This is a genomic window from Micromonospora sp. KC207, assembly GCF_004348615.1.
Classification (GTDB): domain Bacteria; phylum Actinomycetota; class Actinomycetes; order Mycobacteriales; family Micromonosporaceae; genus Micromonospora.
Window position 1 is genome coordinate 1 of the sequence record NZ_SMKJ01000105.1, and the last position, 19,877, is coordinate 19,877.

Annotated in this window: 22 protein-coding genes and 1 pseudogene; 9 read left to right on the forward strand and 14 right to left on the reverse strand. The window is 67.9% G+C overall.

Translation table 11 applies throughout. The annotated features are described in order from the left end of the window. The first annotated feature begins 565 nt into the window (after positions 1 to 565). Positions 566 to 1,687 (forward strand): DUF3644 domain-containing protein, encoded by a 1,122-nt coding sequence (locus tag E1258_RS15250; protein WP_132401198.1) that lies wholly within the window; start codon positions 566 to 568, stop codon positions 1,685 to 1,687. Positions 1,688 to 1,722: 35 nt separating this feature from the next. On the opposite strand, the gene E1258_RS15255 is transcribed toward E1258_RS15250, so the two are convergent. The 10 genes from E1258_RS15255 to amcA are packed head-to-tail and all read right to left on the reverse strand — an operon-like array spanning position 1,723 to position 10,241. Beyond that, complete coding sequence (locus E1258_RS15255; protein ID WP_132401201.1) at positions 1,723 to 2,583, reverse strand: phosphotransferase enzyme family protein; 861 nt, start codon at positions 2,581 to 2,583, stop codon at positions 1,723 to 1,725. Then, complete coding sequence (locus E1258_RS15260) at positions 2,576 to 3,277, reverse strand: histidine phosphatase family protein (protein WP_243715469.1); 702 nt, start codon at positions 3,275 to 3,277, stop codon at positions 2,576 to 2,578. The genes E1258_RS15255 and E1258_RS15260 overlap by 8 nt, the downstream gene beginning before the upstream one ends. Further along, positions 3,244 to 3,987, reverse strand: coding sequence for a phosphotransferase (locus tag E1258_RS15265; protein WP_132401204.1), 744 nt, complete (start codon positions 3,985 to 3,987; stop codon positions 3,244 to 3,246). Before E1258_RS15265 ends, E1258_RS15260 begins: the two co-directional genes overlap by 34 nt. Then, positions 3,984 to 4,799, reverse strand: coding sequence for a class I SAM-dependent methyltransferase (locus tag E1258_RS15270; RefSeq protein WP_132401207.1), 816 nt, complete (start codon positions 4,797 to 4,799; stop codon positions 3,984 to 3,986). The genes E1258_RS15265 and E1258_RS15270 overlap by 4 nt, the downstream gene beginning before the upstream one ends. A 24-nt stretch (positions 4,800 to 4,823) precedes the next feature. Beyond that, complete coding sequence (locus E1258_RS15275) at positions 4,824 to 5,345, reverse strand: topology modulation protein (protein WP_132401210.1); 522 nt, start codon at positions 5,343 to 5,345, stop codon at positions 4,824 to 4,826. 51 nt (positions 5,346 to 5,396) lie between these two features. Next, on the reverse strand, positions 5,397 to 6,431 hold the full coding sequence (locus tag E1258_RS15280; protein WP_132401213.1) for a hypothetical protein: 1,035 nt from the start codon (positions 6,429 to 6,431) through the stop codon (positions 5,397 to 5,399). Next, positions 6,428 to 8,137 (reverse strand): carbamoyltransferase C-terminal domain-containing protein, encoded by a 1,710-nt coding sequence (locus tag E1258_RS15285; RefSeq protein ID WP_132401216.1) that lies wholly within the window; start codon positions 8,135 to 8,137, stop codon positions 6,428 to 6,430. Before E1258_RS15285 ends, E1258_RS15280 begins: the two co-directional genes overlap by 4 nt. Beyond that, positions 8,134 to 9,087 carry a thymidylate synthase gene (locus E1258_RS15290; protein WP_132401219.1) on the reverse strand — a complete coding sequence of 318 codons (954 nt, stop codon included), beginning with the start codon at positions 9,085 to 9,087 and terminating at the stop codon, positions 8,134 to 8,136. Before E1258_RS15290 ends, E1258_RS15285 begins: the two co-directional genes overlap by 4 nt. Positions 9,088 to 9,105: 18 nt before the next feature. Next, the gene (locus E1258_RS15295; RefSeq protein WP_207919571.1) at positions 9,106 to 10,074 is read right to left on the reverse strand and encodes an NAD-dependent epimerase/dehydratase family protein; all 969 of its coding nucleotides are present in this window, start codon (positions 10,072 to 10,074) and stop codon (positions 9,106 to 9,108) included. After that, positions 10,071 to 10,241, reverse strand: a complete 171-nt coding sequence (amcA, locus tag E1258_RS35585) for a multiple cyclophane-containing RiPP AmcA (protein ID WP_305847271.1) — start codon at positions 10,239 to 10,241, stop codon at positions 10,071 to 10,073. Before amcA ends, E1258_RS15295 begins: the two co-directional genes overlap by 4 nt. Positions 10,242 to 10,684: 443 nt before the next feature. Here amcA and E1258_RS15300 point away from each other — a divergent pair, with 443 nt between their 5' ends. Continuing rightward, positions 10,685 to 12,016 (forward strand): helix-turn-helix transcriptional regulator, encoded by a 1,332-nt coding sequence (locus E1258_RS15300; RefSeq protein ID WP_132401222.1) that lies wholly within the window; start codon positions 10,685 to 10,687, stop codon positions 12,014 to 12,016. Here the strand turns inward: E1258_RS15300 and E1258_RS15305 are convergent. Further along, positions 12,013 to 12,669, reverse strand: a complete 657-nt coding sequence (locus E1258_RS15305) for an HAD family hydrolase (RefSeq protein ID WP_132401225.1) — start codon at positions 12,667 to 12,669, stop codon at positions 12,013 to 12,015. The genes E1258_RS15300 and E1258_RS15305 overlap by 4 nt on opposite strands. Before the next feature lie 9 nt (positions 12,670 to 12,678). On the opposite strand from E1258_RS15305, the gene E1258_RS15310 reads away from it, so the two are divergent. The 4 genes from E1258_RS15310 (at position 12,679) to E1258_RS15325 (ending at position 14,683) form a co-directional block, all read left to right on the forward strand. Further along, a complete protein-coding gene (locus E1258_RS15310; RefSeq protein ID WP_165949775.1) occupies positions 12,679 to 13,086 on the forward strand; it encodes a CYTH domain-containing protein in 408 nt (135 codons plus the stop codon). Positions 13,087 to 13,135: 49 nt separating this feature from the next. After that, the gene (locus E1258_RS15315) at positions 13,136 to 13,663 is read left to right on the forward strand and encodes a DUF6244 family protein (RefSeq protein WP_132401231.1); all 528 of its coding nucleotides are present in this window, start codon (positions 13,136 to 13,138) and stop codon (positions 13,661 to 13,663) included. 158 nt (positions 13,664 to 13,821) lie between these two features. Beyond that, complete coding sequence (locus tag E1258_RS15320) at positions 13,822 to 14,220, forward strand: hypothetical protein (protein WP_132401234.1); 399 nt, start codon at positions 13,822 to 13,824, stop codon at positions 14,218 to 14,220. Positions 14,221 to 14,230: 10 nt separating this feature from the next. Continuing rightward, on the forward strand, positions 14,231 to 14,683 hold the full coding sequence (locus E1258_RS15325; RefSeq protein ID WP_132401237.1) for a SitI3 family protein: 453 nt from the start codon (positions 14,231 to 14,233) through the stop codon (positions 14,681 to 14,683). A 122-nt stretch (positions 14,684 to 14,805) separates the two neighbouring features. Here E1258_RS15325 and E1258_RS15330 read toward each other — a convergent pair whose 3' ends face one another. After that, entirely contained in the window at positions 14,806 to 15,303 is a 498-nt protein-coding gene (locus tag E1258_RS15330) for an NUDIX hydrolase (RefSeq protein WP_243715470.1), read from the reverse strand. Positions 15,304 to 15,771: 468 nt separating this feature from the next. Here E1258_RS15330 and E1258_RS33950 point away from each other — a divergent pair, with 468 nt between their 5' ends. Both E1258_RS33950 and E1258_RS33325 read left to right on the forward strand, forming a co-directional pair. After that, complete coding sequence (locus E1258_RS33950) at positions 15,772 to 16,569, forward strand: DeoR family transcriptional regulator (protein WP_207919572.1); 798 nt, start codon at positions 15,772 to 15,774, stop codon at positions 16,567 to 16,569. 44 nt (positions 16,570 to 16,613) lie between these two features. Then, complete coding sequence (locus E1258_RS33325; protein WP_165949774.1) at positions 16,614 to 16,916, forward strand: hypothetical protein; 303 nt, start codon at positions 16,614 to 16,616, stop codon at positions 16,914 to 16,916. Here E1258_RS33325 and E1258_RS15350 read toward each other — a convergent pair. Together E1258_RS15350 and E1258_RS15360 are read right to left on the reverse strand one after the other, a co-directional pair. Continuing rightward, entirely contained in the window at positions 16,904 to 17,686 is a 783-nt protein-coding gene (locus E1258_RS15350; protein WP_132401246.1) for a transposase family protein, read from the reverse strand. The genes E1258_RS33325 and E1258_RS15350 overlap by 13 nt on opposite strands. A gap of 125 nt (positions 17,687 to 17,811) precedes the next feature. Further along, a pseudogene (locus tag E1258_RS15360) lies at positions 17,812 to 18,102 on the reverse strand (hypothetical protein); the annotation flags it as partial. Positions 18,103 to 18,616: 514 nt separating this feature from the next. Here E1258_RS15360 and E1258_RS15365 point away from each other — a divergent pair. Further along, on the forward strand, positions 18,617 to 19,504 hold the full coding sequence (locus E1258_RS15365) for a replication-relaxation family protein (protein WP_132401249.1): 888 nt from the start codon (positions 18,617 to 18,619) through the stop codon (positions 19,502 to 19,504). Positions 19,505 to 19,877: the final 373 nt, after the last annotated feature.

A 19,877-nucleotide genomic window follows, 5' to 3' on the forward strand; every position in this document is an offset into this window, starting at 1 on the left:
GGGACAGGCTCGCAACGGACGGACTGAGTGGGACACCGTCTTGAGGAAGCAGGGCCACGAACACGAAAAGCTGGACTTCAGCGACCGACATGGATTAAATGACTCGACCAAGATCAATCTCTTAATCCGCGGGTTCGGGGTTCGAGTCCCTGGCGGCGCACCAACGATCAAGGCTCTGACCTGGTGGTTCACACCGGGTCGGGGCCTTTTTCGCGTACGTGGTTGGTGGGTGGTCGCTCGGTGGGTGCTCGGGAGCCGTTGGACGGCTCAGGCGCTGTAGGGACCAGGCGCTGTGCTCGCGGACATCAGCGGCACCGGGTGGCGCTGGTTGTTTGCAGCCCCGACCCCGGGCCGGGCTGAATCCACGGCTGGTCGGTCGAGTGCGGCAGGGGCATTGCTGTCCTACCGACTGGCCGGCGAGCGATTGCAGGGTCGTCAGCCGGTGCGACCGCGACACCCCCGTGTTTCCATGACCGGCTGCCTCGTACGTGGCCAGGGTAGATTCCGCTTGTCTTGGGCGGCCTCTAAGTGTGATCCTTCATGCTGGACGTGAAGGACATACGAAATGGCATACGCCCGTTGGCGCCACATCCTCACCGAGTCGCAGCGACACGCCCTAAAAGCAGTGGACGAGTGGAACTGCTCAAGCGGCAACTACTGCGACTTCCTCACCCACATGCACAAGGCCTGGCACTACCTGCTGCATGCTGAGTTCCACCAGGCAAAGATCGACTATCACTACAAGGACGCCCAGACCGGCGAGTACAAGTTGATCGACGGCGAGCCGAAGGCGTGGGATCTTGAATTCTGCTTGAAGCAGCGCTACCCCAACAGCAGCGACCCGGTCAGGCTGAACGCAGAGCTGTTCGTAGCGCTCCGTAATAAAGTGGAGCATCGATACGAGCACAACGCGAAGGTCGCGACAGGCGGCAAGGCGCAGGCGCTTGTCATGAACTACGAGCATGAGATGGTGAGCCACTTCGGAGGCACCTTCAGCCTCGCCGAACGACTCCGCTTCCCCGTCTCGCTCCAGTCCCTGACCGCCGAAGGACGTGAGCAGCTTCGAGCGACTGCCGCGAAGTTGCCGAAGGGCACCCGCGATCTGGTCGCGAGGTTCGAAGCGGCCATCGATCCGGCTGTGCTGGATGACTTGAAGTACGACTACCGGGTTCGGCTGGTGCCTGTTGTCGGTTCGAAGACCGATGCCGACTTGGCGATCGACTTCGTCAAGCTCGATGACCTGAGCGAGGATGAACGCAGGGTCATGATGGAGGCGGGCCGGCAAGGAACAGTCATCATCAAGAATCGGCATGTCGAGGTGGCGGACAAGGACAAACTGCTTCCCAGTCGCGTTGCTTGTCTTGTCGAAAGCCAGTTGCCCTTTGAGTTCAACGTTCAGCGCGAGCACATCGAGATGTGGAGGCGGCTCGCGGTACGGCCTACTGCCGGGGCTTCCGATCCGTGTGACACCGACGCCCGGTACTGCGTCTACAACGAGGCGTTCAAGAGCTACGCCTATACTCCGGCTTGGGTGAAGCGGATCGTCAAGGAGATCGGTACCGTGGAGAAGTATCGGGCCTTCTTCGGGCGCGAGCCCCGCATGAAGAAGGTGACCAGCCTGCCGAGGCAGGAGGGCCCGACATCCTCCTCCCTGCACGATGGGCAGCCCATGAGGGAGACAGCCTGAGCTTGGCGAGAGCTTATCCAACCTCGTTAGTGATCTTATGGTTGCCCGGATCCTGTAATGGGATGTCCCAACGGGTCGATGCCAGTTGATCCATGGGAGCACTTCGGCGAGGGCGACCTCATCCTGACCTCCTCGGTCAGGGCGTCCAGGTGTGCGCAGTGCTGAATTAGATTCTCGTTTGCGGCGGTGAGTGGACCGTAGGTGTTGAGGAGGCTTTCGCGCAGGTCTGGGCGGAGGGGCCAGATGCGGGTGGCGAGGCGTACGAGGTCGCGAGGCGCAAGGTCGTAGCGGCTGTGCTCGAAGTCGATCAGCCGGACTATGCCGTCGTCGCCGTAGAGCATGTTGCGAGGCATGAAGTCGAGGTGGCACGGCGCGGCCGGTAGCGGTGCGAGTTCTCGTAGCGCTCGCATGTGGGCGCGAACCTCGGCGCGGTAGCTGGGCGTGATCCGATCTCCAGCGAGGCGAATCCAGTACTCGGCGCGTTCGGCAAGCCAGGCCGTCCAGTCCGGTTCGAGGCGGGGCGGTTCGGCGGCGTGCAGTGTCTTGAGTAGTTGTCCTGCCTGCCGGTATGCGTCCTGCTCGGACTCGGGGTCGAGCTGCCGCTGGCTGAGTGGGACGCCCGGTACGGCGGTGATGACGATGGCCGGTGGGTCGTCGGTTGTCGCGAGAAGCCGGGGCGCCCTGTCACCGAGCGCGGGGACCCAGGTGCGGTAAGCGTGGACTTCCTGGGTGTGGCGTGCGGGCCGGCGGTGGATCTTGACGATGACCTCACCTTGCGCGGTCGTCGAGGCGCGTAGGGCGCGAGTGCTGGCGTGGCCGGGGTGCCAGCTCACGGGCTTGGCGTCGGTGTCGAGGAGACGTTGGCAGAGCGCGAGGTGAACGCTGATGTCAGCCATGGTGGGGTCGGAGGTGTCGGGTGTCGTTGTGGCTGACGAGTTGCCAGATGGTGCGGCCGAAGCGGTTGGTCGGTCGCTGCCACCGGGCGACGGAGGCGTGGTCGGTGACGAAGCCGAGCCGCAGGGAAGCGTTCCGGGGGAGGCCGAGGAGCAGGTTGTGGGCCGCTTCGACGGTTTCGCCGTGGGCGGCGATGAGGATTCGTTCACCCTCGTGGCCGGCGAGGATCTTCTGCAGTGCTGCGGTCGCCCGGTAGAGGTACTCGTTCCATGTCTCGGAGCCGGAAGCGTACTGGCGGTCTGGGCTGTGCTGAGGCGGCCCCTGGAAGGAAGTCTTGATGTCGACCCAGGGTCGGCCGTCGGCGTCGCCGTGGTCGGGGCCGCGGAGGTCAAGGTCGATGGTGGCGGGCAAGTGCAGAGCTTGAGTGATGATCTCGGCGGTCTGGGTGACGCGGAGTCGGGGTGTGGCGTAGAGGGCAACGTAGGGCTGTTTGGCGTGTTCGGCGGCCAGGCGGGCGGCCAGTAGCTCCGCCTGGTTTCGGCCGAGGTCGGTTAGGCCGGTACAGCCCTGTTCGCCGCCGACGATTCCGGCGACGTTGCAGGCGGCTTCGCCGTGGCGAGCGATGACGAGTTCGGTTGTCGGGGCCATTCGGGGGTTCCTCCTCAGGTCGGTTCGGTGAGGGACGGGTCCGGCCAAGGCCGGACGGTGGGCCAGGGGTGCCGGTATCCGTTGCGGCCGAGATATCGCAGAGTCAGCAGGTGGTGCAGCTCGGCGTACCGTTTCAAGTCGGCCGAGCTGCAAATCTGAGGCGCAACAGCGACGCGGTAGGCGCGCAGACAGCGAGTGATCGATTGGTCAGCGAGGCGGCCGTAAGTCATGGATGCGGTGACCAGGAGGCCAGCCAGGTCGTAGCCGAAGGGAGCGAGTGTCAGGTCGTCGAAGTCGACGACAGCGAGCTCGTTGTCGTTCACGAGGTAGTTCCGAATATTCGGGTCCTTGTAGAACGTCACGGGAACCGCGGTTCTGTCGAGTACGGCACCAATGACCGATCCGTGGATGCCCGCCGCGGCAGCGGCGCGGTGTAGCGCCGCCTGACGCGGGCTGGCGAAGTCGGGGATCACGAGTCCGGTCGAGGTGGTGTGAGGTCGGTCCAGGTGGGCGGCCCGAAGCTCATATTGGTGGGCGGCAGCGTGAAGACGGCCGAGTGCTGCAGCAGCTCGAGGAAGATCTCCGACGTCCGGTGCACGCCCCGACAGCCGTTCGAACACGAGATGCCGGGCACCCCGCGCGACGAGCGCGGGCAGGCGTACGCCGGAGCCCAAGCCGGCCAGCCAGGCGTGGTGGGCGGCAGCGGCGGCGCAGCGTTCTGGGTCGTCGTACCGCTTGACGAAGAGAGCACCACTCACGGCCGCACCGCCACGGCGAAGCTGACGGTGGATCGGGTTGTGTAAGGCGGTGCGGACAGGCGCTGTTGGAGGGCCGCGGCGAGAGTAGGGATCCCGCCGGTCAGGGTGATCCGGTATTTGGGTGTGGTGATGAGGTACCGGGCGAGGTGCGTGGCGTCCACGAACTGGAAGACGTGTTCCTCGTGCTGGACGTCGAGGACGGTCAGGTTGGTGGCGGCGATGGTGAGCAGGTTGCCGCTGTGGAAGCTCTCGTAGAGGCTCGGTCGGCTGGTGGCGTGCGGGTCGAGGCCGGCGGCGTGGACCAGATGGTCGAGTTCGGCGTAGCTGTCCAGCGACTTGGTGACCAGGACGGCTGTACCGCCGGGGCGTAGGCAGCGGGCGATCTCGGCGATGGCCCCGGCCGGCGTCGGCGAGTGGTACAGGCAGAAGGCGGCGACCGTGGCGTCAGCCACGTTGTCGGGCAGGGGTAGGTGGTGAAAGTCAGCGCAGACCACCGAGCCCAACGCCCCAGCGTCCCCGAGGCGGTCGCGGGTGGTATGGAGAAGCGCGGCCGAAGCATCGACGGCAATGAGCCGCCAGGGCCGGAGCCGGTCGGCCAGGCGCAGAGTTGTGGTGCCGCGCCCGCAACCGATGTCGAGCACGGCCGCCCCGGCCGGGACCCGAGCGGCGAGCAGGTCGGCAATCGTGTCGGCGACGTCGCTTCCGCTGATCTTGGCGCGATGCATCGCGTGGGTGCGGTCAGCGAGCCGGCCGTCGCCCCGGTAGAGGTCGCCGTGGACCAGCGTGGGGTCAAGGAACGGGTTGGCCGACATTCGTCGCCTCCCGTTCAGCTGCGGTCAGGCTACGGGCGGTTGCCCGTCGCGGACGCGTTTGATCAGTTGGGCGGCCTGGTGGCGGCTGGTGAGGGTGATCAAGCGGACGTGTGGCCCGTGCTCGCGGAGTAAGTTCCGGACTCGTGGGCGCATGGTGCGCCGGTAGCCAAGGATGTAGCGGACGAAGTTCCATGTGATGCGGTCGTAGACGCCGTCCTGCTGGTGTTGCCCGCCGCGGTATCGCCAGCGACGTTGGGCGATGCCCCACAAGCAGGTCATGGCCGGCAGGTCGAGGAAGATCACGGTGTCGGCGGCGGCGAGCCGGATCGGCAGGGTGCCGGCATAGTTGCCTTCGATGATCCATCGTTCGCCAGCGACCAGTTTTTCCTGCTGGGCGGCGAACTCGTCCTGCGGTAGCGGCTTCCAGTGCTCGTCGTAGTAGGTCGCGTCGAGGTGCGTCAACGGCGCGTCGAGGATCTGGGCCAGCTGGCGTGCGACGGTGGACTTGCCGCTGCCGCCGCAGCCGATGATGGCGATCCTGTCCATGGTTCTCCAGGGTAGAGGTGTGGTGCGCTCGTCCGGTGGCGACACGGTGAGTCATGACGGCACCGACTCCCGGTGATGTAGCAGGTAGGTGAGCACCTCGAGCTGGGTCGAGAGTCGGAACGGGTCGAGGTGCCGTAGGCACCCCGCGATCAGGTTGGCGTGGTCACCGGTGCCGGCGATCTCGCTGAGCCAGCCGATGCGGTGCCGCACGTCCGTGGCGTCGCGGACGATCAGTGACGAGGGAACAAGGGCGTCGGCGCCGCGGACGTCACGAGGCAGCAGGGGCACGCAGCCGGCAAGGACGGTCTCGAAGATCCGTTGGGTCATCTGTCCTGCTTCGGCGTACCGGGCGGGAAGCAGTAGGACGGTGGCGAGCGCATCGGCGTAGATCGCGGACACTCTGGGGAACGGAACGCGGCCGATGAAGTTCAGATCCGGCCATCGCCTGGTGTAGGCCCACTTGCCAGCGATCAGGTGGGGCAGTTGGGCGGCGGCCGGCGCGAAGTAGGTGGCGAACGCGTGGTCGCGGTCGTACTGGTTGCCGACGTAGACGAGCGGAATCCGGCGGGGCAGGGCCGCCAGCGCAGCCGGGTCAGCGGCGTCGACGGCAGTGTCGGCCACGGGAAAGAGCAATGGCACCGCGCCCGGAGTCGGGTGCAGAGCGGGTTCACAGACGGTCACGTTGTGGGCACGGCGAAGGGGGTCTGTTGCGAGCAGCCGGCGGTCCTTGTCCCACAGGAGCGTCGGGGTGCCGAGCTGATGGGTGTAATGGTCAAGCAGTTCGACCTGTCGATGCAGGTCGCAGGTGTGGCCGGATCGGCCGCAGACGGTGGTGTTACGACCGGGAATGGGCCAGCGCCATTCGAGGAACAGCGCGTCGATATCGGGCAGGCCGACGTCCCAGCGGTAGTGGCCGGTGAGATCGTCGCCGGCCTCGCAGAGGTCCCGGTTGGGTTGAAGGAAGACGATGTCATGGCCGGCCGCACGAAGCCCGTCGACTAAGGTCCGGCGGTGGCTGCGGCCTCCGTCCGGGGTGTCGGTGATGCCGGGTCCGAGGAATCCCCAGAAGCTGTAGCCAATTCTCATTTGGTCACCCACCAGCCTTCGATGAGCAGTGCGTCCAGGCCGGATTCGGTCAGGCAGTCCAGCGCCATTTCTGGTGTACCGCAGATTGGCTTGCCTTTGATGTTCAGCGAGGTGTTGATCAGCACGGGGTGGCCGGTGATCTCACCGAAGCGGGTGAGGACGTCGGCGAGGAAGGGGTGTTGCTCGCGGGTGACGGTCTGGACTCTGGCGGTGCCGTTGACGTGCACGATCGCGGGTAGCTTGTCGCGGGTCAGCTCGGTCACGGGAGCCGCGAGCGACATGTACGGCGACGGTTGGCGTAGCCGGAAGTAGTCGTTGGCCCTGTCGGCGAGGACGACGGGGGCGAAAGGTCGGAACGGTTCGCGGAACTTGACGGTGGTGTTGAGCCGCTCGACCACACCGGCCTCCAAGGGAGAGGCGAGGATCGACCGGTGCCCCAGTGCCCGTGGGCCGGCCTCCAGCGCGCCCGTGAACAACCCCACGATCGCCCCGTCGGCCAGCTGCCGGGCCAGATGTTGAACGGGTTCGGCGGGTCGGCTTGCGTGCAGTCCCGCGCGCGGTGCTGCCGGTAGTGCCAGGTCGGGATAGGCGGGGCCGAGGTAGCAGTGGTGGCGGAGACCGGTGGGTGGGCGGCTGGTCACGTCGAGCCAGGCGTGGGCGGCGGCGCCGATCGCGGTGCCCGCATCGCCGGGGGCGGGCGGTACGTGCACCTCGTCGACGATGCCGGCCTGGGCGATGAGGCCGGCGCTGACGCAGTTCATCGCAACTCCACCACCCAGGCAGAGCAGCCCGGAGCCAGTCAGCCGCCGGGCCCGCGCGGCGAGATGCAGCATCACCTGCTCGGTGCGTTCCTGCAGCGCGGCGGCCAGGTCGGCGTGCACAAGCTCTACCGGTGCCGTCGGCGTGCGGGGCGGGCACGTTGCGGCGGTGAACGCGGGCGTGACCCGGCCGTAGCGGCTGGCGAGCACCCGCAGGGCGATCAGCGCTGGGTCGAGGGTGAACCCGTCGGTGGTGAGCTGGATCGCCCGAGACATCAGCTCCCGGAACCGGGCGGGGTCGCCGAGGGCGGCCAGCGCCATCACGGTGCCTTCCTCGTCACCGCGGCGCCAGCCGAGGTGTTCGGTGACGGCACCGTAGGCGTAGCCGAGGGAGGCCGGGTCGTCGATCGCGTGTGCCAGATCGAGGCTGAGCCGCGAGTTGCGTTGACGGGCGTGCCAGGTGGTGGTGGTCTGCAACTCTCCGAGGCTGTCGACGATCAGGACCGCCGCGTCGTCCACACCGGCGGCAGCGAAGGCGTACAGGGCATGCGCGCGATGGTGCGGCACTGGCCGGAGGTGTGCGCGTGGGAAACGCTCGGCTAGGTCTCGCATCCGGACCTGGTAGCGGCGGTGGACCGTGGTGAAGCTGCGGGCCCGTGGTATGGCTCGGGCGCGGCTGGCAGCCTGTCGCAGATGGGTCGGCAGTTGACCCAGCGCGCGTAGGTAGCGGCGCCCGTCGAAGTTGTACGCGACCGTGGTCACGTCCGACGGCGTCAGGCCGGCCTCGTCGAGCAGCCAGGCGACACCGTGTGCCGGGTAGGCATTGCTGTGCTTGACCCCGTCGAGCCGTTCCTCCTCGACGAAGCCGATCAGGTGGCCGTCGACCAGCAGCGCCGCCGCAGAGTCATGCGTGTACGTGCACAGCCCAAGCACCACATCCGCGGTCATGCCAGCTCCGGCGATACGACGGCCGGCCGGGTGAGGTGCTGGTACCAGGCGACGAGAGCAGCGCCGAGCGGCCCTGGGGTGTCGTGGGCGACCTTGCTAGCCAGGTCCCGCTCGCCGAGCTTCCATGTCCGGTAGCTGGTCAGCACTAGCCCGAACGTGTCCCACAGGGTGCCGTCAGGAAGGTCGGCGTCTCCGGATATGACCTGCGCGAGGACAACATCCAGGCTGGGCCAGTCCACGCCGATCCGATCCATCTCGGTGACGGTCGGTTCATGGTGGAGACACTCGGCGGCAGCCGGAGCATGATCGGCGTAGAGGTGCAGCGAGTCGACGTGGTGGTGGTATTCGCCGACCTCGACACCGAGCCAGCCGGCCATCAGTTCCTGCAGGAGTGTCGTGGCGAAGATGTCGTACGGGAAGCCCAGCCACAGGTCCTGGCTTCGCATAGTGGTGTGCATCTCGAGTCGGCCCTGCCGGATCAGGAACCGGTACCCGAGAGTGCACGGCACATCGCGGTAGCCGCGGTGGTCGCGTCCCGGGTCGTAGATCTGGACGACGGCCTGTCGGGAGTCCCGGTCGGCCCTCAGCTTCCGGACGGCCGCGTCGAGCTGGTCGAGGTTGCCGCCCCACCGGCGGATGCGTGGCCCGTACGCGCCCTGCAGGATCCCGTCGTCCGCGTAGCGGCGCAGGTTGTCGTTGAAGTCGAAGATCCACGGGTCGTCCGAGCCGGAGAGGATCCACAGCGCCTCGGCGACGGCGAATGCCGGGTTGATGACGCGTACGGGTGGCACGGAGACCAGCCGGCGTCGAGGGTTGCTCAGGCACAGGTGCGCGCCGATGACCTCAGTGGTCATCATGTCGCGCGGGCAGGCGATGCGGCCGTTGAGCAGTACCGCCTGGCAGGCGGCGGTGAACAACTCGCTCGCGGAATCCGCTTTCAAGACGATCATGAGAACCTTCCTTCATGGTCAGGAGGTGAAGGCCGCGAGCCGGTCGCGGGAGAGATTGACCAGCCAGGAGGACTGCCGGGCCATGCCCTCGTGCAGGCCGACGGTGGGCCAGTAGCCGAGCAGCCGGCCGGCAAGGGTCAGGTCCGCGGACGTGGCGGAAACGTCACCGGGCTGTGCGTCGGCTACCTGGACCGGAATGTGACGTCCGGTAACCGTGGACGCCTCCTGGATGGCGCCGTGCATGGACACGCTCGCGCCGCCGCCGACATTCACCACAGCGCAGCGGGTATCGATGTGAGCGGCAGCGATCGTCGCGGCGACGACGTCGGTGATGTAGGTGAACTCCCGCCGTTGGCTGCCGTCGCCGAAGAGGGTGACCGGCAGACCGGTATAGGCCGCGATCAGCAGCCGGCCGATGGCCATGTCGGGTCGCTGCCGTGGTCCGTACACGGTGAAGTAGCGCAGCGCCACGACGCCGAGCCGGCTGTCGGGGCGACGGGCGTAGGCCAGGCACAGCTGCTCGGCGGCGAGCTTGCTTACCCCGTACGGTGACACCGGACAGGTCGGGTCGGTCTCGCGGCTGGGCCGCTCCGCCGGGCCGTAGACGCTGGACGACGAGGCGTAGACCAACCGCCGTACGCCCGAGCGGGCGCAGGCGTCGAGCAACCGGTGGGTGCCGAGCACGTTCGACTGGGCGTAGTCGTGAAACTCCACCCAGGAGGGCCGCACGCCTGGCCGGGCAGCCAGGTGAAACACGATGTCGCAGCCCTCGAGAGTGTCATCAAGCGGGTCGGTGGCAAGATCGCGGCAGAGCGGTGTGAAGAGCGGATTGCCGGCTGCGGCTGACAGGTTTTCGTCGGCGAGGGCGTCCTGGCCGAGGCGGCGGCGGTCCAGGCCGACCACCTGCATGCCTCGGGCCAGAAGTGCGTCGACGACGTGCGAGCCGATGAAGCCGGCCGCGCCGGTCACCAACACCCGCGCCGTCACCGGCGGCCACCGGCCTGAGCTGGTTGCGACAGCATTCGCTGCCACACGAAGGTGAGCAGGATGGGCTCGGGCTGGGAGACCTTTGCCCGGCCGGTCGCCGTAATGCGGGGCTGCACCGTCGGACCGGGCCCATCCGTAGAGGCGTGCCGCGAGACGTACACGGTCATGACGTCACCATCCGACGAGTTGCGGTTGACTCCCGCTGGTTCGTCCAGTCGGGGCGGGCCCGCCGAGGCGCCGGCGGGCCCGCCGTGGTGAGGCGGCGGCTGGGAGCACCCCGCCGGTCACCCGCCCGCGCAGCCCCGATGGCAGTACGCGGACGAGGAATCAACCTCACGACTGCACCTCCGGCCGCCGCCACAACAAGCGGCGCCTGCTTGTTGATCGTCTTGTCCGATTTCTTCACCGTGAGTCCCCTGGCGTCGATGACATTGGGTTTGGTGAGCTGGAGCCGCCCAGCAGCGTCCGTCGATGCTCGTCAACAGCGAACCGCCCAGCGAGCCTGATCGGTACCGTCCACGACCCGTCCGCTCGCAACCAGGTAGTGACGGCCCGTAGCGGAGATGGCTAACGTGACCGTTGTCGACAGAGGACGTACGGAGGTGCTCGCATGGCCGGACGGCGCTACCCCGCCAATCGGCGGCTAGCGTGGGAGAGGCTCCAGCGGGGCTGGTCCTACGAGGAGGTCGCCGAGCGCATCCGCACGGAGATGAGCCAGGCCGGCGAGACCGATACCGGGCTGAACGCCAACACGGTGCGGCGGTGGGAAACCGGGGAGCGGTGGCCTGACCCGCGCTACCGCAAGCATCTCGTGGCCATCTTCGACAAACCGGCGAGCCAGCTCGGTCTTCTCACCCCCGACGAGCTGGCGATGCGTCCGCAGGCGGAGACACTGCACGAGTTCAGGAGGTTGTGGGAAATGATCACCGGAGGCGACGAGACCGGCTGGGACCGGGCGACTGTTCTGCGCGCGTTGTTCGGCGCCAGCATGCTTCCCCTGGTGGCGCCCCTGCTGTCACTCGATCCGCAGGCCGCGTACGCCCAGGCCAAGGCCGTAGATCCAGACGCGTACGCCGAGATTGTGCAGTGCCAGCGCACGCTGTACTGGACAAGCCCCGCCCGGCCGCTCTACGAGGCCGCGTACGCCCACACCCAGCTCGGCAGCGGACTCGTCCGCGCGGCTACCGGCACCAGCCGGACGACTCTCGCCGGCGCCCTCGCCGAATCGGCGCTGCTCACCGCACGACTGGCGTTCTTCGATCTCAACCAGCCCGCCGTCGCGCAACGCTGCTACGACGTCGCCCTCGCCGCCACCCGTGAGGCCGGAGACCATGCCCTGGCCGCCGCCGTCCTTGGCCACATGGCCTTCGTCCCCGCCTTCGGGCATGATCCAGCCGCAGCGCGGTCACTGATCGACGCGGCGCTCCAGCACACCTGGCACGGCGTCAGCCCCGCCGTCCGCTCCTGGCTGCACTGCGTGGCCTCGGAAGTCGAAGCTCGCGCAGGTGCGGGAGCGGCAAGTCGCCACCAGATCGACCTGGCTGCCACCGCGCTCGAAGCGCGTCCTGAGGCGCCCGCATGGTTCGACTACTACGACACCGGCCGGCTGCACTCCTTTGCCGGCTACGCGGTCCTCGCCGCTGGCGACCACGCCGAGGCCGCCCGCCACCTGGCCGAGTCCCTCGCCTGCTTGACTGCCACGGGCACCAAGCAGCGCAGCGTCGTCCTCGCCGACCTGGCCTCGGCGCACAGCTGCGACGGCGACCACGCCGCCGACTACCTCAACCAGGCCCTGGACGCCCTATACACCGACTGGTACGGCACCGGGCTGGAGCGGGTCAGAGCGGTCCGGCAGGTACTCGGCGACAGCCGAGAAGGCGGCCAACTCGACGAACGCATCGCCGCCCTCGCGACCAGCCGGGCCGCTCTTCCGGGGAGCTAAGCCGCCGACTCGTTGTGCCTGCTTACCAGTTCGGGTAACTCCGCCAGCGAGTCGAGCTGGAAGAGGCAGCGCTCGCTGACGGTCTTGTCGTCGAGGATGTGTCCCCACGGCCCACGTCGCACCAGGGCCGTAGCGAGCCCGGCCGCCTGTGCCGGTCGGATGTCGTTGTCCAGCCGGTCTCCGACGTAGAGGACCTGGTCGGCGGGGCAGCGGGCCTCCGTGACGACGCGGTCGAAGAACGCGACCGATGGTTTCTCGACGTTCCAGCCGTCGGAGGTGCCGATCACGTCGACCGGCAGGTCCAGGGCACGCAGGATGGTCTCGGCTCGGGCGGTCTGGTTGCCGGCCAGGCCAACCTGCACGCCCAACTCCCGCAGGGCCGCCAGGCAGGGCCGGGCGTCCGGGTAAAGGTTCTCCTCGGAGAAGTGTTCCGGCTGCCCGGCATCGGTCCGGCGCTGCCGCTCCTCGGCCAGGTCGAAGCCGGGCCGGAACACCTGGAACGTCTCGCGGTAGTCCAGGCCGCGGGCGATGACGGCGCCGAAGACAGCCGAGAAGGTGTGCCGCGGGACGCCGAGCCAATCCGCCCAGGTGCCGTACTCCCGGGACTCGTCGACGATCGTCTCACCCACGTCGAAGAACACGCTCGAGATCATCCTGGGATTGTGCCTCTCGGGCTCAGGCGGATCAACGCGTGCCGCAGGCGTCGTCGTACGGGTCGTGGCGCCTGCGATGGCAGGCTCAAGGCCAGGCTCGCCGAACTCGGCGAAAAATCCCACCGACCCACCCGGCAGGTAGATGCCTACTACAACGCCTCGCACCGCGACTTCCTCGCCTCCGAGGTGATCTCCGAATGGCTGCGTCTCCGTACGGAAGACCACGGAGCGTCGATCAACTTCAAGCGCTGGCACCCCGTTGACGCCGTGGTCCAACGCCTGGACGCGTTCATCGTCGACCTCGGCATCGACTCGGCGAGCAGATCAACAAGGGGTACCCGCACATGCTTCTCGGCCGCGATCACTGATCGCTTACTTGCTCTGCGACGTCTGGTGGCGCCGGTGCCCTGCCGGTAGGTTCAACCCTCCTGAGAGCTCTCGTGGCCAGGTGGAGGGATCCCGCAGCGTGTCGCACGTCGAGAAGATCACTACGGAGCTCCGTACGCTGTCCGCCGGGGTTGAACGTGCGCAGGCCCTGGCTGCGGCTGCTGATCAGCAGGCGCAGGAGATTGCGCTGCGCGCGGCGGGTGCCGGGTTCGCGGCGGTCGCTGCCGGTGTGGCACGGGTTCGCGGAGGCGTCGCCACCATCCGGGGTGGACTGGGTGGTCTAGCTGGTGCTGTCGGTGATGCCGCGAAGGTGGCCGCTGGTGTCCCGGAGCAGGCCAGTCCGGGGGAGACGATCACCGGGCTGACTCCGGTGCAGAGTGCGGTCGACGGCATCCGCGACCAGACTGCCGCCACGATCACCCAGGTCGGTGAGGCGCAGCAGCTTGTCGTCGGGGTTCTGCAGGGTGGGCAGCCGGGGCCGCTGCTGCAGGCCCTGGAGAGCATCAAACAGGTGCTTGTCATGCTGGTTCAGCGCACCGCCACCACCCGCCAGGCCGTTGATGCGGCGATCGCCGAGGCACGACAGCTGGGGTCGTCGGGAAACTGAGTGGGGCTGGCGGTGCCGTACCGACCAGCCCTGCCTCGGTTCCCACACAGTCCGCGGGCACGCCAGTGACGACACCGTGGACCCGCAAGCCCACCGGAGAGCACGGGGGCGCGCCCACCGGTCGGCGTACCCGGATCCCTCCGAAGGAGGACGAACGCGTGCGGCGCTCCCTGGAACTGGAGAACCAGTGTGCCGATACCGTCGCTGCGGAGGGATACCTGCTCCATCAGAACCCGACCAGGCAGGAGGTCGCTGATGCCCGTCTCGCTACCGGTGATTCCGGAAAACCGGCCAAGGATCCCGACTACCTGGTCGAGGGACACGTCTTCGACTGCTACTCCCCGACCCCGGCGAAGAGCGTGCGAGGCGTGTGGAGCGGGGTAGCCGACAAGATCGCCAGCGAGCAGACCCAACGGGTCGTGGTGAACCTTCACGACTGGCGTGGCGATCTCGGGGCGTTGCAGAAGCAGTTCGACGACTGGCCGATCGCAGGGTTGAAGGAACTGGTGGCGGTGACGCGCAGCGGGGCGATAATCCAGATCCTGCGACGAGACTGAAGGGCTATCCATGGCGACCGAGTACCGCTTGACGCTGACCGGCGACATTCCGCTCGACGTGCTGGCCGGCGTCGTCGCCCCGGACGCTACCGAGGATTCGGCGGCAGATGGCAGACCCCGGGTGTTGAGTGCGGACCTCAACGATCGGTGTGGTTACACGGTGAGCATCTACGCCGGATCCCACGGCTACTTCGAGGCCGAAGATGGTGACGGGTCGGTGTGGGAGTGGGAACCGGAGCGGTACGTCACCATCGGCTTCCGGCTGAGTAAGGACGAATCATCCGACCGGGCGACGCGGGAGATGCTGGCGTCTGTAGCCCGGGTGCTGGACGAGCGGCCGGAGGACGCCGCGCTGATCCTCGACGCCGACTGGCTGCTGCTGACCCGCTTCTCGGGAACGCTGCGCAGGTACGCACCGAGTTGGTGGGGCGTGCACGGCGGGGACGATCTTGTCGACCGGTGAGTGGTTCGGAGCCGGTCGTCGGCGATGACGCCGCTGGCGTGAGGAGACGACTCCGGCTTCGTGTGCAGGTGGCGACCTCTATGTCCCGGTACCGGGCTGCGGCCGAGGCTCCGCGTTGACGACTAACTGTTCGAGGTCGCGACTCCATCCTCGAGGTAGACACCGCCATGGCCGATAGCGGCGAGAGCCGCGGTGACCCGCCGAGCCAGTCGGGGAATCAACATCTCGTCCAGGCGTTCCGGCTCGACGAACTCGAAGCCGTCCAACTCGTCCCGGCACAGTCGCATCGCTGCGATCTGATCCGCCGTCAGCGCCCCGCCGTCGAAGACGAACATGAGTCCGCCGTCCCACGGCGGGCTCGCTGGTACCCAGTCGACGCACAGCAGCGCTCCCGCGGGTATCGACAGACCCAACTCTTCCTGGATCTCGCGGGTGCAGGCGTCTGCCGGGGACTCGTCCGGCTCCACGGTTCCGCCGGGAACTTCCCACACGTCTTTGTAGGCCGGGTGGACCAGCAGCACCCGGCCGGTCTGTTCGCGGAGGATCACGCCGGCCGCCGCGCGGACCCGCGTCACGCTGGCGATGTAGGACAGGTCCGGTTCGGTCTGCGTCTCGGCCACGCGACCGACCCTACGGGCTCGCCTCGGCGCATCGTCCGTTCCTGAAGGAAGACGCGGCAACACCCCCCCGGGCGTGGTCACTTCTAGTAACCACGCGTCGATGCGTGGCGTTGCGTCGTCGAGTCGAGCTGGCTTTGGTCTCGGGCCTCTGACAGATCGGCGCGCTGTACGGCGCCGACCGTGGAGATCAACTAACGGCGGTCTGATTTGACCGTACCGCGTTGTCTGTCCTCAACTCTTCGGCTGATTCACTGAACAGTGATCACCAAAATCGGCCCCAAAACCCCGGTTTGTATATGTGGGTGCTCGCACGGCCCGCCGACGCGTCGTATGACGGCCGACGGCGAGCGCTGTTTGCGGTCACGGCGGTCCGGGCTTCCGATGTTCACGTCGGCGCATTGACCACTCTCTGTTACGGCTGTCAGGGACGGGATGTCGGACTGTCGACGCCAGGAGGATCATCGGGGAATGGGCGACCAGGGTGCCACGGGGCGGTTGTCCCCGCGGCGGTGGCGGATCCTGTCGTACCTGGCGCAGCATGGTGCCGCGACGACACTGGACGTGGCGCTTGTCTGCGGAGTGTCGCGGCTGACGGCTCACCGGGACCTGGTGGGGCTGCACGAGGCGGGATTGATGCGCCGCGACCGCTCGGCGGAGGACCGGACCCACACCTGGTGGTACGAGGTCACTGCCGAGGGAACCGACGTGCTCCGGCGAGCCCTGACAGCGTCGGGGCGGCCGGTTCCGCTGCGGCTGGGGCAGCGTTCCTCCGGTCGGGCGGATGCCTTGCTGTTCCTGCCGTTGGTGGAGGTGTCGCGGCGCAACCCGGGGCGGTGCGAGTTGTTCCAGTGGTTGGCGATGATGGACACCTCGTCGTGGTTGCGTCAGCACGACCTGGCGCAGGTGCGGGCCGACCGCTACGGCGTCTGGCTGCAGGACGGGCGGTGCCTGCGGTTCCTGGTCCACGTCGACCGTGGTCCGAGCGGCGGCGTTGTCGCCGAGCACGAGCGAGCGACGTCAGGTCTGGGTGGATTGTTGGCGGGCTACCGGCGCGCGGACCGGCTGGTACCGGTCGGGGCGGTTCTGCTGATCGCTCAGGACGCCGAGCGGGAGGAACGACTGCGGGCCGACCTGCTCCGCGAGCCGCTGCGGAACGCTGTCGCCACGACCACTCAGCAGTTGTTGTACCGCCACTGGCCGGACGACCAGGTGTGGCAGGTACCGGGCGAGAGTGGCAGGCGTCGCCTCATCGAGGTCGGATCCTGACCGCACCACGTCACGATTCCCGGGCCGCCGCCGACGCCAGCGGGATGGTGCGGGACCTCAAAAGCGACGGCCCCGACTGGCAGACAGCCGTCCAGCGCGGCACCCGCGACGGCTGGAAACTGGCCCTACTGCGCCTGCACCAGCCAGCTTTCGATGGCAGCGAGGTCCTGCTCGGTCAGGCCGCGATGTGGATCGACCCGATGCAGCAGAGCCGGGCCGTGGTGATGAGTCGATACCCACTGTTGATCGGCGTGGGAGATCTCGTCGTCGACCCAGACGAAGGGGCGTTCCTGCGCCCATTCGACGAGCCCACGGGTCTTCCAGTGAACCTTTTTCATCGTTCGTAGCGGTTGGCTTCGATGTGGTGCAGAGCGAGGATGGCCTGCACGATCGGGGTCGCTCGCTGTGGGCAGCAGCGCAGCTTGGCCAGGATCTTCCAGGTCTTGAGCGTGGCGATCGCGCGTTCGCCGCGAGCGCGAATTCTCGCGTGGGCGCGGTTCACGGCCTTCTGTCGGCGTGACAGCTTCGGCCGGAAGCGGCGCCGCTTGAACGGCGTGCGCACGCTGCCGCGGGCTCCTTGGTAGCCCTTATCGGCGAAGGTCATCACATCCGCGCTGGTCAGCGCGTCGATGACGCCGTGGGTTCGGGCTGCGGTCAGGTCATGGACCGAACCGGGCAGCGCCGCTGAAGCCCAGACGAGCCGGCCAGCGGCATCGGCGATGACCTGCACATTCACGCCGTGGCGCTTGTGTTTCCCGGAGTAGTACGGCTGCTGAACGGCGACCCGGTCGATCGGAATCAACGTGCCGTCCAGGATCGCGTACGCCAGTCGGCGGATCCGTTCCATGGCGGTGGCCAGGTCATCGGCGGCCGTCGCGAGCAGGGTTATCGCTTCCTGGACGTAGCGCCAGGCGGTGGCGACGCCGATCTCGAAGCCGGCCGCGAGTCGGGTGTAGGTGTCGCCGTTGCGCAGATGGGCCAGAGCCAGCAGCGCCTGCCGGCCGGGGGCGAGGCGCCGCCACCGGGATCGGCGCTGCTTGCGGTGGGAGCGGATGCGTTCGGCGAGGTGGTTCAGGGTGCGGCTGGACAACGGAATCGTGGCGGGGTAGGACAGCATGGCGAGGCTCCCGGTCGGGGCTTCGAGTCTTGGTCGACAGCTGTCCTACCTGGAGCCTCGCACCCATCGATCACCGGGCCTGCCACACCCACCCCGAGCTGCAAGATCAGCTTGGAAAGGGCTCAGTGCAGGGGGCCTATCTCGTCGGCGTCGGGCCAGTCCACGACAGGCAGTGGCGGTAGCCCGAGCAGCGGCGCGAGCACGTCGTTCGCGTCGCCCATCCAGGTCGTCGCCCACACCAGATCACACGGCAGGGCCTCCAGCCGGCGGCCGTGTTCCGGATTGACCTTGTGCAGCAGGGGATGGGCGTCGGCCGATGGGACCGGTGTCTCGGGGTGGCCGTGCCGCATCCCCTGTTGACCCGCCGTGGGTGTGCCGAGCGGGATGAGGGTGCCGTCCACGTCGAGGAACAGCAACGGACGGGTGGCAGGGGCGGACATGACCGAGAGGCTAGCCCCCGCCCCGCCAACGGCTACCTCCACGCGCTTGCCCCAAGGCCATTCGTCGCGCCGTTGCTCCCGGCGGTCGGCACTCACGCGCCGCTGACGGCGACCACGGCAGGGCGGCGCCGGGATGCATCTCACCGGGCTCTTTCCGCTCCGGCGGCGCTGTCGTGCCCGGACCAGGCCACCAGGACCACATTCCACATCCTCAACCAAGGAGTTCACGTGTTTTCGTTGACACCTTCAACGACTGCCGTAGGCATTGGCAGTGACGAGTTCCGGCTTGATCCCCGTTCGGGGGTCGGGCTTGACGTCAGCGTTGACGTCAGTCTTCAGCCGGACCCCCGAACCGACCCCCTGTTTCCTCTCACACCGCAGGTCAGTGCGTCTGTCAGCGCCGTCGGCTTGTCCTGCGACAGACCCTGCCTGGTCTCGGGTCTCTCCCCCTGGGGCTGGAATTCCCTACCCGGGAAGGAGGTGATGACCGGTGGATGATCCGGTTCTTCGGGTCCAGTCCCAGCTGACGGCTCGTGACCGTGTGCTGTTGGGCTGGCTCTACGACCACGGTGTGTTGACGTCGTTCCAGATCGCGCATGCCCTGTTCCCGTCGCTGGATTTCTGTCAGCGGCGGTTGCGGACGTTGTACCGGTTGCGGTTGGTGGCGCGGTTCCGCCCGCAGCGCGCTGACGGTGGCTCGTACCCGTATCACTACGTTATTGACCAGCTCGGTGCGGAGGTCGTGGCCGCTGGTCGTGATGAGCGTCCGCCTCGGCGTGATCACGCCCGGGTGGAGCGGCGCCGTTGGACGTCCAGCCGCACCCTGGAGCACCGGCTCGGGGTGAACGGCTTCTTCACCGGCCTCGCCGGCTACGCCCGCACTCATCCGGATGTGCGGTTGGGGGAGTGGTTGTCGGAGGTGGCGTGCCGGCGGTCGGGGGTGTTCACCGGGCCGGGGGATCCGGCTCTGGTGCGCGCCTACCAGCCCCGGGTGCGTCCGGACGGCTACGGCCTATGGGTTTCGGGTCAAACGGTGGTGCCGTTCTTCGTGGAGTACGACACCGGTGGTGAGCCGCTGTCGGTGTTGACCGGGAAGCTGGTCGGCTATCGGGAGTGGTTCGCCGTGTTGGGGCGGGTGTGGCCGGTGTTGTTCTGGCTGCATTCCGCCGCCCGGGAACGCAATCTGCGCCGGATGTGGGCCGAGACGCCGCCGCGGGTGCCGGCGGCTACCGGTGCCCGCGACCACGCCGCCACGGCGGGTCTGTGCCCGGTTGAGGCGGTGTGGGCGGTGGCCGGCGGCGGCGGACAGCGGTCCACGCTGGCTGACCTGTCGGCCTGGGTCCTCGACGACCGTGACCCGACCGGAGAGGCGGCATGACCGACGACACCTCCCCGGACCCCTTCATCGTGCGGCCGGCGTGCGAGACGACGGCCACGGGGTCGTTCTGTCACTGGTCTGTCAGCGTCTCACCGGAGGCTGCTGACAGACCGGTGACAGCACCGGACAGCCCCGACAGCGAGCCGGCGAAGGCATCGTCCCGGCCTCCGCGTGGCAGGTCCGCGGACCGTTCCCGGACCGGGCCATCAACGCTCCTGGTCCGGTACGCGGGGACCGTCCGTCCGTTGGTCCGGTCCGCAGGCGCGGGCGGACGGGGCGTGTTGGTGGTCCGGCCGGGGGAGGTGGGCGGCCACGACCGCACCCGGTGACTCGGACGTCGGTCCGGGACGGAGCCCGGCAGAGGGATCTGTCC